Annotated in this window: 12 protein-coding genes; 7 read left to right on the top strand and 5 right to left on the bottom strand. The window is 61.8% G+C overall.

Annotated features, from left to right (window positions below; translation table 11 throughout):
- The first annotated feature begins 143 nt into the window (after positions 1 to 143).
- The 4 genes from AC27VO_RS13270 (at position 144) to AC27VO_RS13255 (ending at position 5,623) form a co-directional block, all read left to right on the top strand.
- On the top strand, positions 144 to 1,316 hold the full coding sequence (locus AC27VO_RS13270; protein ID WP_488667188.1) for a PilT/PilU family type 4a pilus ATPase: 1,173 nt from the start codon (positions 144 to 146) through the stop codon (positions 1,314 to 1,316).
- A gap of 64 nt (positions 1,317 to 1,380) precedes the next feature.
- On the top strand, positions 1,381 to 2,568 hold the full coding sequence (gene dapE, locus AC27VO_RS13265) for a succinyl-diaminopimelate desuccinylase (RefSeq protein ID WP_488667187.1): 1,188 nt from the start codon (positions 1,381 to 1,383) through the stop codon (positions 2,566 to 2,568).
- Positions 2,565 to 3,503: a 50S ribosomal protein L3 N(5)-glutamine methyltransferase gene (gene prmB, locus AC27VO_RS13260; RefSeq protein ID WP_488667186.1), complete on the top strand. Its 939-nt coding sequence runs from the start codon at positions 2,565 to 2,567 to the stop codon at positions 3,501 to 3,503. The genes dapE and prmB overlap by 4 nt, the downstream gene beginning before the upstream one ends.
- Positions 3,504 to 3,637: 134 nt before the next feature.
- Positions 3,638 to 5,623 (top strand): ABC-F family ATP-binding cassette domain-containing protein, encoded by a 1,986-nt coding sequence (locus tag AC27VO_RS13255; RefSeq protein ID WP_488667185.1) that lies wholly within the window; start codon positions 3,638 to 3,640, stop codon positions 5,621 to 5,623.
- Between the two features lie 246 nt (positions 5,624 to 5,869).
- Here AC27VO_RS13255 and AC27VO_RS13250 read toward each other — a convergent pair whose 3' ends face one another.
- The 4 genes from AC27VO_RS13250 to phaC all read right to left on the bottom strand — a co-directional run bounded on the left by AC27VO_RS13250 (position 5,870) and on the right by phaC (position 11,152).
- Positions 5,870 to 6,538 carry a LysE family translocator gene (locus AC27VO_RS13250; protein WP_488667184.1) on the bottom strand — a complete coding sequence of 223 codons (669 nt, stop codon included), beginning with the start codon at positions 6,536 to 6,538 and terminating at the stop codon, positions 5,870 to 5,872.
- A 774-nt stretch (positions 6,539 to 7,312) separates the two neighbouring features.
- Positions 7,313 to 8,050, bottom strand: coding sequence for an acetoacetyl-CoA reductase (gene phbB / locus AC27VO_RS13245; RefSeq protein WP_488667183.1), 738 nt, complete (start codon positions 8,048 to 8,050; stop codon positions 7,313 to 7,315).
- A 135-nt stretch (positions 8,051 to 8,185) separates the two neighbouring features.
- Positions 8,186 to 9,364, bottom strand: a complete 1,179-nt coding sequence (locus AC27VO_RS13240) for an acetyl-CoA C-acetyltransferase (RefSeq protein WP_488667182.1) — start codon at positions 9,362 to 9,364, stop codon at positions 8,186 to 8,188.
- A 93-nt stretch (positions 9,365 to 9,457) separates the two neighbouring features.
- A complete protein-coding gene (phaC, locus tag AC27VO_RS13235) occupies positions 9,458 to 11,152 on the bottom strand; it encodes a class I poly(R)-hydroxyalkanoic acid synthase (protein ID WP_488667181.1) in 1,695 nt (564 codons plus the stop codon).
- 182 nt (positions 11,153 to 11,334) lie between these two features.
- On the opposite strand from phaC, the gene AC27VO_RS13230 reads away from it, so the two are divergent.
- The gene (locus AC27VO_RS13230) at positions 11,335 to 11,661 is read left to right on the top strand and encodes a hypothetical protein (protein WP_488667180.1); all 327 of its coding nucleotides are present in this window, start codon (positions 11,335 to 11,337) and stop codon (positions 11,659 to 11,661) included.
- Here AC27VO_RS13230 and pgeF read toward each other — a convergent pair.
- On the bottom strand, positions 11,581 to 12,417 hold the full coding sequence (pgeF, locus tag AC27VO_RS13225; protein WP_488667179.1) for a peptidoglycan editing factor PgeF: 837 nt from the start codon (positions 12,415 to 12,417) through the stop codon (positions 11,581 to 11,583). The genes AC27VO_RS13230 and pgeF overlap by 81 nt on opposite strands.
- 90 nt (positions 12,418 to 12,507) lie before the next feature.
- On the opposite strand from pgeF, the gene AC27VO_RS13220 reads away from it, so the two are divergent.
- Positions 12,508 to 13,206 (top strand): fumarylacetoacetate hydrolase family protein, encoded by a 699-nt coding sequence (locus AC27VO_RS13220; RefSeq protein WP_488667210.1) that lies wholly within the window; start codon positions 12,508 to 12,510, stop codon positions 13,204 to 13,206.
- 14 nt (positions 13,207 to 13,220) lie between these two features.
- Positions 13,221 to 13,772 carry an NUDIX hydrolase gene (locus tag AC27VO_RS13215; RefSeq protein ID WP_488667178.1) on the top strand — a complete coding sequence of 184 codons (552 nt, stop codon included), beginning with the start codon at positions 13,221 to 13,223 and terminating at the stop codon, positions 13,770 to 13,772.
- Positions 13,773 to 13,790 lie beyond the last annotated feature (18 nt).

Raw genomic sequence — 13,790 nt, 5'->3', positions numbered from 1 at the left:
GCGCCACGCAGACCGCATTGATGCGCGATTGATACGCATCAGCAGCCGAACCATGAGGTTCGGCTTTTTTTTTGCCTGATTTCCGGCAGACTGTGCACCCAGAACAGGCACGCGACGTGTCGCTACTCACAAAGGTTGATTGCATGAGCATGATGGAACGCATTCTGCGTTTGATGGCTGAGAAAAAAGCATCGGACGTTTACCTGTCCGCCAACTCCCCGGCCCTGATCAAGATTGACGGCGTCTGCGTACCCATCAACAACCAGCTGCTGCCCCCAGATGCACCGCGCGCTCTGCTGGCCGAAATCGTCAAGCCCCAGGACATGGAGACGCTGCAGGAGTCTGGCGAGCTGAACATGGCTGTGCCGCTGCAGGGCGTGGGCCGTTTTCGTATCAGCGCGATGCGCCAGCGCGGCACCGTGGCCGTGGTCGTGCGCTTTATCTCGCAGCAGGTGCCCAAGCTGAAGGAGTTGTGCCTGCCCCCGGTGCTTGAAGAGCTGATCTTGCAAAAGCGTGGCCTGATTTTGGTGGTGGGCGCCACCGGCTCTGGCAAAAGCACCACCCTCGCGGCTATGATTGACGGGCGCAACGAACAAAAGTCCGGCCACATCCTGACGATTGAAGACCCCATTGAATTCCAGTTCCGCAACAAGCGCTCCATCGTCAACCAACGCGAAGTGGGCACCGATACCCAGTCGCTGCAGACGGCGCTGAAAAATGCGCTGCGCCAGGCCCCCGATGTGATCTTGATTGGCGAAATCCGCGATCGCGAGACCATGTCTGCCGCCATTGCCTACGCGCAGTCCGGCCACCTGGTGCTGGCTACGCTGCACGGCAACAACAGCTACCACGCGCTCAACCGTATCCTGAGCTTCTACCCCGTGGAAGTGCGCGCCACCATGCTGGGCGATCTCTCATCCTCCCTGCGCGCGGTGGTCACGCAGCGTTTGCTGCGCACCCCCTCGGGCAGCCGCGTGCCGGCGGTCGAAGTACTGCTCAACACCAAGCTGGTGTCCGAGCTGATTGAGAAGGGCGACTTCTCTGGCGTGCGCGACAACATGGAGAAGTCCATGGCCGAAGGCTCGCAAACCTTTGAAGAAGACCTGGCGCGCCTGATCACCAGTGGCACAATTGACCGTAATGAAGGCTTGGCCAATGCAGACTCGCCCACCAACTTGATGTGGCGCCTGCAAAATGCGCCCCAAACAACCGCGCCCACGCTCGCCGCCGAGGCCTCTGCCCCGGCGCTGGACGTGGAAATGCCGGCCTTGCCAGAGTTTGGGGACTTGTTACTCAACTCGGGTCTTAAAACCTAAAGCCTCCAAGTGCAGACTTGGGGGTCGGCTGCACAGAGGGTGCAGCCCCCACTGGATTTCTCTCATGTCTCGCACCCTGCAACTGGCTGAGCAACTGATCAGCCGCCCCTCCATCACCCCCGAAGACGCTGGCTGCCTTGAGCTGCTGGCCGAGCGCCTGAGTGCCCTGGGCTTTCAGTGCGAACGCATGGACGGTGGCCCCGACAGCTTTCGTGTGCACAACCTCTGGGCGGTGCGCCGCAGCGGCCTGCCCCAGGCCAAGACCCTGATTTTCGCCGGCCATACCGATGTGGTGCCGACCGGGCCGGTCGAACAGTGGTCGCACCCCCCGTTCACCCCCACCTACCACGACGGCAAGCTGTATGGCCGTGGCGCCAGCGACATGAAAACCTCCATCGCGGCCTTTGTGGTGGCGGTGGAAGATTTCCTGGCCGCCAACGCCAGCACGCCGCTGGACATTGCCTTTTTGCTGACCAGCGACGAAGAAGGCCCCGGCCATGACGGCACCAAAATCGTCTGCCAGACACTGAGCGCGCGTGGCGAGCCCATGGACTGGTGTATTGTGGGCGAGCCCACCGCCGTCAAACAAACCGGCGACATGATCAAAAACGGCCGCCGCGGCTCACTCAGCGGCCGCTTGACGGTCGAAGGCATCCAAGGCCACATCGCCTACCCCCAACTGGCGCGCAACCCCATCCACCAGGCTTTGCCTGCGCTGGCTGAGTTGGCCGCCATCGAATGGGACAAAGGCAACGCATTCTTTCCGGCCACCAGCTGGCAGATCAGCAATATGCATGGCGGCACGGGCGCATCGAACGTGATCCCGGGTGAGGTGGTGATTGACTTCAACTTCCGCTACAGCACCGAGAACACGGCCGAAAGCCTCAAGCAGCGCGTCAAATCGGTGCTGGACAAGCACGCGCTGGAATACGACCTGACCTGGGCGCTGTCTGGCGAGCCCTTCCTGACCACCCCGGGTGACTTGGTGGAGGCCGCGCAAGCCGCCATCCGCGCCGAAACCGGGCTGGAGACCGAGCTGTCCACCAGCGGCGGCACCAGCGATGGCCGCTTCATCGCCAAAGTCTGCCCCCAAGTCATTGAACTGGGCCCCCCCAACGCCACCATCCACAAAATTGACGAGCACATTGTGGTGGCCGACGTAGAGCCACTGACCCACATTTACCGCCGCATGCTGGAGCACCTGCACGCCAAGCTGCAAGCCGCAGCCACCACCGAAGGAGCTGCCGCATGAGCCACGCTTTCACCCTGCCCCACGGCGCCACTGTGGGTGCGCTCATTACCTCTGGCGCGCAATGCCTGGAACAAGCCGGCGTGGGCTTTGGCCACGGCACGGCCAATGCCGAAGAAGAAGCCATCTGGCTGGTGCTGTTCAAACTCGGCCTGCCGATTGATGCGCCGTTGGGCGACGATGAAGGTTCGGTAGAAAATCAAACCGTAATGCCCGAGCAGCAAGCGCAGGTAGCTACGCTTTTTAAAGAACGCATCGACACGCGCAAGCCTGCCGCCTACCTGACCCAAGAAGCCTGGCTGATGGGCGTGCCCTTCTATATTGACGAGCGCTCCATCGTGCCGCGCAGCTTTATTGCGGAATTGCTGGCCGACGGCAGCATCGACCACTTCCTGTCTGACAAGACCAAGAACGTTCTGGATTTGTGCACCGGCAATGGCTCGCTGGCCTGCCTGGCCGCTATGGCCTACCCCGAAGTGAATGTGACGGGCGCTGACATTTCCACCGATGCCCTGGCTGTGGCCCGCATCAACGTGGACAAGCACGGCCTGCAAGATCGAGTCACACTGGTCGAGACCGACGGTTTGCGCCAAGTTCAAGGCCCTTGGGACTTGATCTTGTGCAACCCGCCCTATGTGAATGCCGACAGCATGACCAAGCTGCCCGCCGAATACCTGGCCGAGCCCGAATTGGCGCTGGCTGGCGGCACGGACGGCATGGACTTCGTGCGCCAGCTGCTGGCCGATGCACCCGCCTGCATGACCGAAGACGCCGTGCTGGTGCTGGAAATTGGCAACGAGCGCCCCTTCTTTGAAGCGGCCTTCCCCGAGCTGCTGGTCTACTGGCTGGACACCAGCGTGGGCGAAGACGCCGTGCTGCTGATCACCCGGCAGGAACTGCTGGCCCAGCAGCAACGCACGGCAGACGCGGCACAATAAGCACCGCCGCAGGGTTTGAGACTTCAAGCCTTTTAAGCCTCTAGCGCTTATGCAACCTGCGCTGCGCGCTATCTAATTTTTAACACCCGCACGATGAACACCATCGCGCGGGTGTGCTATTTCACAGACCGTCGATGATTACCCTGAAAAACGTCACCCTGCGCCGCGGCACCAAAGTGGTGCTCGATAGCGTCAACGCCACCATCAACCCCGGCGAGCACGTCGGCTTGGTCGGCCGCAACGGTGCGGGCAAATCGTCGCTGTTCGCCCTGCTCAACGGCACGCTGCACGAAGACGGCGGCGACTTTTTCATCCCTGCGCAGTGGCGCATGGCCCAGGTGGCACAGCACATGCCGGAAACGGATGAGTCCGCCACCCAGTTTGTGCTGGATGGTGACACCCGCCTGGTCGAGGTGAACGAGCGCCTGAAGGCCGCCGAAGCCTCGGGCGACGGTATGGCCATTGCCCAAGCCCACGCCGACCTGGCCGATGCCGGCGCGCACGACGCCACCTCGCGCGCGCAGTCGCTGATTTTGGGCCTGGGCTTTAAGACCGGCGAGCTGGAGCACCCCGTCAACAGCTTCTCTGGCGGCTGGCGCATGCGCTTGCAGCTGGCGCGCGCGCTGATGTGCCCGTCGGATCTGCTGCTGCTGGACGAGCCCACCAACCACTTGGACTTGGACGCCCTGGTCTGGCTGGAAGCCTGGCTCAAGCGCTACCCCGGCACCATGATCGTCATCTCGCACGACCGTGAGTTTCTGGATGCCGTGACCACGGTGACCTTCGAGCTGGCCAGCGGCAAAATCACCCGCTACGGCGGCAATTACAGCAAGTACGAAGAGCTGCGCGCCCAGCAGCTGGAGCTGCAGCAGTCGGCCTTCGACAAGCAGCAAGACAAGATTGCCCACCTGCAAAAGTTCATCGACCGCTTCAAGGCCCAGGCCACCAAGGCCAAGCAGGCCCAAAGCCGCGTGAAGATGATCGAGCGCATGGAAAAAGTGGCGCCCGTGCTGGCCGATGCGGAATTTACCTTTGAATTCAAGGCCCCGGCCAGCCTGCCCAACCCCATGCTAGCCATTACCGATGCGGCTTTTGGCTACACCGATGAGGCTGGCAACGTCACCACCATTTTGAGTGGGGTCAGCCGCTCGGTGCTGGCGGGCCAGCGCATTGGTATCTTGGGTGCCAACGGCCAAGGTAAATCCACGCTGGTCAAAACCATTGCACGCACCATGGGCGCACTGGCGGGCAAGGTCACAGAAGGCAAGGGCCTGCGCATTGGCTACTTTGCGCAGCAAGAGCTGGACGTGCTGCGCCCAGAAGAGGATCCGCTGCAGCACATGACGCGCCTGGCCAAGGACATGGGCACTGACGCCCCCGCAGCCAGCCGCGAGCAAGACCTGCGCAATTGGCTGGGCACCTTCAATTTCAGCGGTGACATGGTCAAACAGACCGTGGGCAGCATGAGCGGCGGTGAAAAAGCGCGCCTAGTGCTGGCCATGATTGTCTGGCAGCGCCCCAATCTGCTGCTGCTGGACGAACCTACCAACCACTTGGACTTGGCCACCCGCGAAGCGCTGGCCATGGCCATCAATGACTTTGACGGCACGGTGATGCTGGTCTCCCACGATCGCCACCTGCTGCGCGCCGTGTGTGAAGACTTCTGGATGGTGGGCCGCGGCGTGGTCGGGCCGTTCGACGGCGATCTGGACGACTACCAGCGCTACCTGCTGGACGAATCCAAGCGCCTGCGCGAAGAGGCCAAGCATGCCGAACTGCAGCAAACGGCCGCCAGCGCCCCCGCCGCAGCCCCAGATGCTCCGCAGGTAGACCAGCGCGAAGCACGCAAGCAAGCTGCCGCCTTGCGCCAGCAGTTGTCGGAAAAGACCAAGCCCTGGAAGAAAGAGCTGGAGCAGGTCGACAAGAAGATGGCCGCCCTGTCGAGCGAGAAAACAGCGCTGGAAGACAAGCTGGCCACGCCCCTGCCCCCTGCAGACATTGCCGAAGCCGGCAAGCGCCTGAAAACCGTGGGCGATGAGCTGGACACGCTGGAAGAGCGCTGGCTGGAGCTGAGCGAAGCCATCGAGCAGCTCACCCAGGAAGCAGGCCTGGCGGGCTAAGCAGCCTGCTCCCCCCCAAACGCCTGCCGTATCACGGCCCCAACAGCCAGGTTACTGCGGTGGCGGCGCCCCATGTCAGGCGGCCAGCGGTGGTGGATCTGGGTTTGACAACTGCGCTTAGACTTTCAGTCTTTTTTGCACTGCAAGCCTTACGCCGTCAGCGCAGGCAGCTCTCTTTTTTTTACAGACAGTCCCGTCTGCGGCCGTTCCGCGCATGGCGCACCGCACAGGCGCTGCAAGCAGTGCTTAACGGCTTGATGCCGCCAACACCCCACCTGCCGCAATGAAGGCACCGCCCGTCACGCGCTGGAACCAGCGGCCCACACCGCCGCGCCCCATGCGGCGAATGAGCTGTGAGCCAAACAGCGCATAGGCAAACATGATGCTGCCATCCAGCACCATCCAGCTGGCGCCCAAAATGGCCAACTGGCTGGCAATCGGTGCATCGGGGTTCATGAACTGTGGAAACAGTGCGCTGAAAAACAGCAAGTCTTTCGGGTTGCCAATACCCACCATAAAGCCCTTGCGGTACAGCGTGCTCCAGGGAGTGACAGGCTGAGCGGGGCTGCTGGCCAATACCGTGCCCTCTTGCGCCGGCGAGGCGGCATCGGCCTGTGCAGCAGCAGGGGCCGGTCGGCTGCGCCAGGTGGCAATGCCCAGGTACACCAGGTAGGCAGCACCCGCCCATTTGATGGCATGAAACAAGGTGTCAGAGGCCGCAATCACCGCGCCCAGCCCCAGGGCCGAGAGGAACATCAGCGTCATGGAAGCCGTAATCCCGCCCACGATGGTGGCCACCGTCTTGCGCGCGCCGTGGCTGACGGCGTGTGAAACACAAAGTAACGCAGATGGACCGGGCGAGACAATCACCACCGCCGCCAAAGACACATACAACAGCCACAGATTCCAAGACATGCACACCACCTGATTGTCCAGACTGCGCAACCGGGGTGGTCACGCAGGCGAAGCCTCACATTTTAGGCAATGCCGCCGCCGCCCGTGAAAGCCACAAACAAGCAGATAAAAATCGTGCATTTTCTTACTTTTGATCGTCAACCCTGCGGCGCCAGGGTGCGTTGTTTCTCCTACATAAGGAGTAAATCCCCATGACAACAACCTCTGTTCTGAGTGTTTGGCCCGAAGACGAGCGCGACCGCAAACGCAGCCCCGCTCGCATCTAAGCCGCTATCCAAAAAATTTTCACTGTGCTGTCAACCGCGTCGCCACAAGCCACGTTGTTAGACACAAAGGAACTGGAAACCACCATGAACACCCTCTTTTCTATCTGGCCCGAAGACGAACGTGATCGCAAACGCGCTCCGTTGCGCGCCTGAACCCATTTTTCTGCTGGCAGCCGCTGCTGTCAGCCACTGAGCCCGCTCCTGTGAAGCGGGCTTTGTTTTGAAGGCTTCTCCCCCGGTTACCCCCTGGAACCATTCATGCCAACGCTTGCAATTGCGGCGTCAACGCGGAAGCCCAGGTAGCCGTTGAATCAGCAAAGGAGTGAATGCAATGCAAATCCAAGCTATTTTTTCCATCTGGCCTGAAGACGAACGCGACCGCAAGCGCGCACCCGCTCGGCTGTAAACACCGCGCCGGCTGCCCCGGGCAAGCCCACCGCTGTTTCTGCGAAATTTCACTCCATAAAAAAAGCCCGCTCTACGCGGGCTTTTTGCATGCCAGCACGGCTTAGTGCATGTGCAGACCACCGTTGACCGAGAAATCGGCCCCTGTCGAATAGCTGCCATCTTGCGACGCCAGCCACGAGACGATGGAGGCAATCTCCCGCGGCTCACCCAGGCGTTTGACGGGAATGGTCGCCACAATCTTGTCCAGCACATCCTGGCGAATGGCCTTGACCATGTCGGTACCGATATAGCCCGGGCTGACCGTATTCACCGTCACGCCCTTGTTGGCCAGCTCTTGCGCCAACGCCATGGTGAAACCGTGCATGCCTGCCTTGGCGGCCGAGTAATTGGTTTGACCCGCCTGGCCCTTGGCGCCATTGACCGAGCTGATATTGATGATGCGGCCCCAGCCCTTGTCCACCATGTCGCCCACCACCTGCTTGGTGACGTTGAACATGGAGTTCAGATTGGTCTCGATCACGGCCTGCCAGTCATCGGGCGTCATCTTCAGGAACATGCGGTCGCGGGTGATGCCGGCATTGTTCACCAGCACATCGATCGCGCCATGCAGCTGCTTGGCATGGCCAAAAGCTTCCACGGTAGAGGCCCATTCGCCCACATTGCCCACGGAGGCATAGAAGGTGTAGCCCAGGGCTTTTTGCTCGTCCAGCCACTTTTGGAAGTCGCGTGTGGGGCCACAGCCCGCAATCACTTTGAAGCCGTCATCGTGCAAACGCTGGCAAATTGCAGTACCAATGCCCCCCATACCGCCGGTCACATACGCAACTTTTTGAGTCATTCACTATCTCCTGATGTACTCGCTTTAATTCCAACTATCCCCCAAGACTGTAGCGCCAAAGCACGCCCCGCCCTGCTGTGGTGAACCCTTGGGAGCGTGCAAACAACAGCGCCGCAGGCGGTGCCTGTTCGCGCTTTAGCGCTCGACCGCCAGAGCCACACCCATGCCGCCACCGATACACAGCGCGGCCACACCCTTTTTGGCGCCGCTGCGCTGCATTTCGTGAAGCAAGGTCACCAGCACGCGGCAGCCGGAGGCACCGATGGGGTGGCCAATGGCGATGGCACCACCGTTGACGTTGACCTTGGCCGCATCAATGCCCAGCACCTGGTTGACGGCGCAAGCCTGGGCGGCAAAGGCCTCGTTCAGCTCGAACAAGTCCACATCGCCCACAGCCCAGCCGGCGCGCTGCAGCGCCTTGCGGGTGGCAAACACCGGGCCCATGCCCATGGTGGCGGGGTCCAGACCGCTGGTGGCGTAGGCTTTGATGGTGGCCAGCGGCGTCAGGCCCAGAGCCTTGGCCTTGCTGGCGCTCATCACCACCACGGCGGCAGCGCCGTCGTTTAGGCCCGAGGCATTGCCAGCGGTAACCGAGCCGGCCTTGTCGAACGCCGGCTTGAGGCCTGCCAAAGCGTCGGCATTGGTCTTGCGGTTGATGTATTCGTCAGCGGCAAACACCACCGGGTCGCCCTTGCGCTGGGGGATCACCACGGAGACGATTTCGTCCTTGAACTTGCCAGCGTCTTGCGCGGCCGCCGCTTTTTTCTGGCTGCCCAGCGCCAGCGCGTCTTGCTGCTCGCGGCTGATGTGCTCGGCCTTGGCCACGTTTTCGGCGGTAATGCCCATGTGGTACTGGTTGTACACATCCCACAGACCGTCCACGATCATGGTGTCTGTCATCTTCCAGTCGCCCATGCGCTGGCCGTCGCGCGAGCCGTTGAGCACGTGGGGCGACAGGCTCATGTTTTCCTGGCCACCGGCCACCACGATCTCGCTGTCACCCGTGGCCACGGCCTGGGCCGCCAGCATCACGGCTTTCAGGCCGGAGCCGCAGACAGCGTTGATGGTCAGCGCCGGGGTTTCCTTGGCCACACCGGCCTTCATCATGGCCTGGCGCGCCGGGTTCTGGCCCACGCCTGCGGTCAGCACCTGGCCCATGATGACCTCGCCCACCTGGTCCAGCGGGACATTGGCGCGCTGCAGCGCTTCCTTGATGACGGTGGCGCCCAGATCCACGGCCGGCACTTTGGCCAGGCCGCCCCCGAACTTGCCCACGGCCGTACGCACGGCGGAAACGATGACGATATCTTCCATTTTTTGGCTCCCTTGTAATTAATTGCTAGCGCACTACGCTGAATCTACCTGCCTTAGCGGCATATTTGGCATTGTGACCAGGAAACAGGCCGCTCAGGCCTTTTGCTGCACATAACGGCCGGGGGCCGACTCGATCACCGGGTAGGTCCGGCCTTTGCCATAGCGTTTGGGTGCAGCAATTTGCTTGCCAGCGTGGGTCTGCAACCACTGCGCCCAATCGGTCCACCAACTGCCTGGGTGCTCTTGCGCGCCCTGCAGCCACTGCGCATGGGTGGCGGGCAAGGCACCATCGGCACGCAGCCAGTGGCTGCGCTTGCCCTTGGCGGGTGGGTTGATCACCCCGGCAATATGGCCTGATGCCCCCATCACAAAACGCTTGGGGCCGGGCCATACCTGCGTAGTGGCGTAAGAGCCCGTGATCGGCACGATATGGTCTTCGCGCGAGCCGTAGATATAGACCGGGATATCGATCGCGCCCAGGTCCAGCTTCTCACCGCAGACCGTCAGCTTGCCGGGTTGCACCAGGTTGTTTTCCAGGTAGGTATTGCGCAAATACCAGGCATACCATGGACCTGGCAGATTGGTGGCATCGCTGTTCCAGTAGAGCAGATCGAAGGGCGGAGGCGTTTCCCCCTTCAGGTAATTGCCCACCACATAGTTCCAGACCAGATCATTGGGGCGCAAAAAGCTGAATGTCGATGCCAGCTCCTGCCCTTTGAGCAACCCGCCCTGGCCCATCTGCATCTCTCGCATCTGCACAAAGGCCTCATCGATGAATACATCGAGCACCCCGGTGTCCGAGAAATCCACAAAGGTGGTCAGCAAGGTCGCGCTGGCCACCGGCTGCACCCCGCGTGCCGCCAGCACCGCCAGGGCCGTGGTCAACATGGTGCCGCCCACGCAAAAGCCCAGCGCGTTGATCTGCTCAGCGCCGCCAATTGCCCGTGTCACCTCGATGGCCTGAATGACCGCGTCTTGGATGTAGTCATCCCAGGTCAGCGCGCCCATGGAGGCATCCGGGTTGCGCCAGCTCACCACAAAGGTGCGGTGCCCCTGGCTGACGGCATAGCGCACCAGCGAGTTCTCGGGCTGCAAATCCAAGATGTAGTACTTGTTGATGCAAGGGGGCACCAGCAGCAGCGGCCGCTCGTGCACCTTGGCGGTCAGCGGTTTGTATTCAATCAGCTGAAACAGCGCGTTCTCATACACCACCGCACCTTCGCTGGTGGCCACATTCGTGCCCACTTCAAAGACGCGCTCATCGGTCATGGAGACATGGCCCTGCTCCAGGTCATGCAGCAGGTTCTGCACGCCCTGGGCCAGGCTCTCCCCCTTGGTGGCGATGGCTTTTTGCTGCGCGTCCGGGTTCAGCGCCAGGAAATTGCTGGGCGACATGGCTGCTACCCACTGCTCCACCGCAAAACGGATGCGTGAGCGGGTTTTCTCATCAGCCTGCACCGCATCGGCCATGCCCGCCAGTGCCTTCGCATGCAGCAGATAGCTGGATGCTGTCCATGCTGCCAGCGGGTTTTGCTGCCACGGCGCGCTGCCAAAGCGCTTGTCCTTCAGATCACCGCCTGCAGCCAAGCCCTGCGTCCACAGTTTCACCGCCTCCTGCACATAGTCTTGCTGCAGTGCCTGGAGCTTGTCGGGATCCAGCTGCAGCGGCGCTGCGGGGGGAGCCTCAGACGCCGTGGCTGGAAAAGCCGACAGCGCCTTGGCCCACTGCTCTGCAAAAAATTGCTGGAACTGCTGCACGTGAGGGTCCCAAGAAGCCTCTGAACTCATGCTTGTCTTCCTTGTGACGGGCTGGCGCGGATGACCGGCCTCTGTGTATGGCATGGATTGTTGCGTAGCCACTGCTTTGTGGCAATGCAGCAAACACGGGGTGGCTCGTAAAAAACAGCGGCATTGACTCGCATCAAGCGTTTTTCGCCCCTTGCACCGCGCATTTGAGGCACATTTCAGCCATGTATTTGATTGTGATTGCGTGGCTCTACGTCACGGTAATGATGGCTGTGGCAGAAGCCAGCAGCCCGCAGGGCAGCATCTTGGGTGCGATCATCACCTTGCTGCTGTATGGCGTGCTGCCCCTGTCCATCCTGGTCTACATCCTGGGTACGCCGCAGCGCAAGCGCCGGCTGCAAGCCCGCCGAGAGGCGGAGCAACGCGCTTACGATGCCAGCCAGGCACAGGCGGCATCTGCCACTGGCAGCTCAGACCTTCCAGATGCAAGCGGCCATGCGCCCGGTGCTGCCGAGCACCGCAGCATCACGCCGGTGCGAGAAAAAGAGTGATGCATTGCTGACCGTGCACCACGGTGCACTGCCATCGTTGCCATACATTTGCGCAAAGCCCATGGCCTGCAAACGCTGGCACGCCAGCTGAGGCAAGTTGGCCAGCCATTTGCCTGGCGCACCGCTGCTCGGCACAAAGCACGCATCCGCCTGCGCCAAGGTCTGCACAAAGGCGGCTCGCACCTCTGGGCCCACCTCGAACGCCTCAGGGCCAATGCAGGGCCCCAGCCAGACCTGCGTGTCGGCGGCCAGTTGCGCATTCGCAGGTAGCCCTAATTTGTCGGCATAAGCTTGCCAGGTGCGCTCCAGCACGCCCACCCCCTGCACGCCCGCCAGACCCCGCCAGCCCGCATGTGCAGCAGCCACCACCTGGCCGCTGCGGTGGGCCAGCAGCACGGGCAAACAGTCCGCCACCATGATGGTGCAAGCCATGCCTGGCTCATCTGTCAAACAGGCATCAAACGCTTGTCCCTCCTGCGATGAGCGCTCTATATTTTGCACATCACAGCCATGCACTTGCTGCATGAACAGCGGCTGCACAGGCCGTGCGCTGTGCGCACTCATCACCGCCTGCAGCACCTGCCGGTTGGCGGCGACGTGCTGCGGATCATCACGCACATGGTCGCCCAGGTTCAGGCTCTCCCACGGTGCGCCGCTGTGGCCGCCCTCGCGCGTGGTGAATACGGCATGGACCCCTGCGATGGGGGGCCAGTCAGGTTGCAGCCAGCGCTGCCAAAGATGCGTGGTATCAGTCACCTGCGCAGCATAACCCGCAAAACTCAGCGCGCAGCGGTGGCGCAAGTCGTGGCACACTTTGCCCCTTCTATTCGCTTTGCCCGTTTTGCCATGCGCTTTGTCTTCACGCCCCCTGTTCAAGCTTCTGTTCCTGTGGTCGGTCAGGTTGATCGCTTCCCCGTACACCGCATCTACTGCGTCGGCCGCAACTACGCCGAGCACGCCAAGGAAATGGGTTTTACCGGCCGTGAAGCGCCCTTCTTTTTCATGAAGCCTGCCGACGCGGTGCTGCCCGCCGAAGACGGCGCCAGCACAGCCATGCCCTACCCCACACTGACTGCCAATCTGCACCACGAGATTGAGCTGGTGGTGGCCATTGGCAAAGGCGGCAAGAACATACCTGCGGCCCAGGCCATGGAGCACATCTGGGGCTACGCCGTAGGCCTGGACATGACCCGCCGTGACCTGCAAAACGACATGAAAAAGCAAGGTCGCCCCTGGTGCATTGGCAAGGCTTTCGAAGCCAGCGCCCCCATCAGCGCCATCACACCCATTGCACAGGCCGGTGCCGTGGAACAGGCCGATATCTGGTTGCAGGTCAATGGCCAGGACCGCCAGCGCAGCAACGTCAACCAGCTGATCTGGAACATTGCCGAGACGATTGAGCACCTGTCGCAGGCCTGGGAGCTGCAGCCCGGTGACCTCATCATGACGGGCACACCCGAAGGTGTGGGTGCCGTGCAAGCGGGTGATGTGCTGGAAGGCGGCATCACCGGCCTGAGCCCCTTGCGCGTCGCCATCACCGCCTGAAAGGTGCCTGGCGCATGAGTTTTCGTCCCACCATCAAGTTTTGCAACCAGTGCGGCAGCGCTGTGCGCCATGCCATTCCCGAAGACGGTGACACGCGCACGCGTGCCATCTGCCCGGCCTGCGGTGTGGTGCACTACCAAAACCCGCTGAATGTGGTGGGGTGCATCCCCGTCATGGATGACGGCCGCATTCTGCTGTGCAAACGCAATATCGAGCCGCGCTGGGGCAAGTGGACCCTGCCCGCTGGCTTTATGGAGCTGGACGAAACCACGGCGCAAGGCGCTGCACGCGAAACCTACGAAGAAGCAGGCGCAGACATCGAAATGGGGCGCCTGTTCTCCGTCATCAGCGTGCCCCGTGTGGGCCAGGTGCACCTGTTTTACTGCGCCCGCCTGCGCAGCGATGTCTTCAACCCCGGCCATGAAACCATCGAAGCGCGCCTATTCCAACCCGAAGACATTCCGTGTGATGAGCTGGCGTTCCGCACCGTCAGCACCACGCTGGAACACTACCTGGCCGACCGCGCCATTGGCACCGTTCAGGTGCACAACATCGATTTGGTTTAGTCACACGCCCCATTTTGG

This window comes from Comamonas sp. 14P8.1.4 (genome assembly GCF_057799285.1).
This window is presented reverse-complemented; position numbering and strand designations above follow the sequence as displayed.

Coding starts and splice junctions, on each gene's coding strand:
- AC27VO_RS13270 (WP_488667188.1), top strand. CDS start 144: ATGAGCATGATGGAACGCATTCTGCGTTTGATGGCTGAGAAAAAAGCA.
- dapE (WP_488667187.1), top strand. CDS start 1,381: ATGTCTCGCACCCTGCAACTGGCTGAGCAACTGATCAGCCGCCCCTCC.
- prmB (WP_488667186.1), top strand. CDS start 2,565: ATGAGCCACGCTTTCACCCTGCCCCACGGCGCCACTGTGGGTGCGCTC.
- AC27VO_RS13255 (WP_488667185.1), top strand. CDS start 3,638: ATGATTACCCTGAAAAACGTCACCCTGCGCCGCGGCACCAAAGTGGTG.
- AC27VO_RS13250 (WP_488667184.1), bottom strand. CDS start 6,538: ATGTCTTGGAATCTGTGGCTGTTGTATGTGTCTTTGGCGGCGGTGGTG.
- phbB (WP_488667183.1), bottom strand. CDS start 8,050: ATGACTCAAAAAGTTGCGTATGTGACCGGCGGTATGGGGGGCATTGGT.
- AC27VO_RS13240 (WP_488667182.1), bottom strand. CDS start 9,364: ATGGAAGATATCGTCATCGTTTCCGCCGTGCGTACGGCCGTGGGCAAG.
- phaC (WP_488667181.1), bottom strand. CDS start 11,152: ATGAGTTCAGAGGCTTCTTGGGACCCTCACGTGCAGCAGTTCCAGCAA.
- AC27VO_RS13230 (WP_488667180.1), top strand. CDS start 11,335: ATGTATTTGATTGTGATTGCGTGGCTCTACGTCACGGTAATGATGGCT.
- AC27VO_RS13220 (WP_488667210.1), top strand. CDS start 12,508: ATGCGCTTTGTCTTCACGCCCCCTGTTCAAGCTTCTGTTCCTGTGGTC.
- AC27VO_RS13215 (WP_488667178.1), top strand. CDS start 13,221: ATGAGTTTTCGTCCCACCATCAAGTTTTGCAACCAGTGCGGCAGCGCT.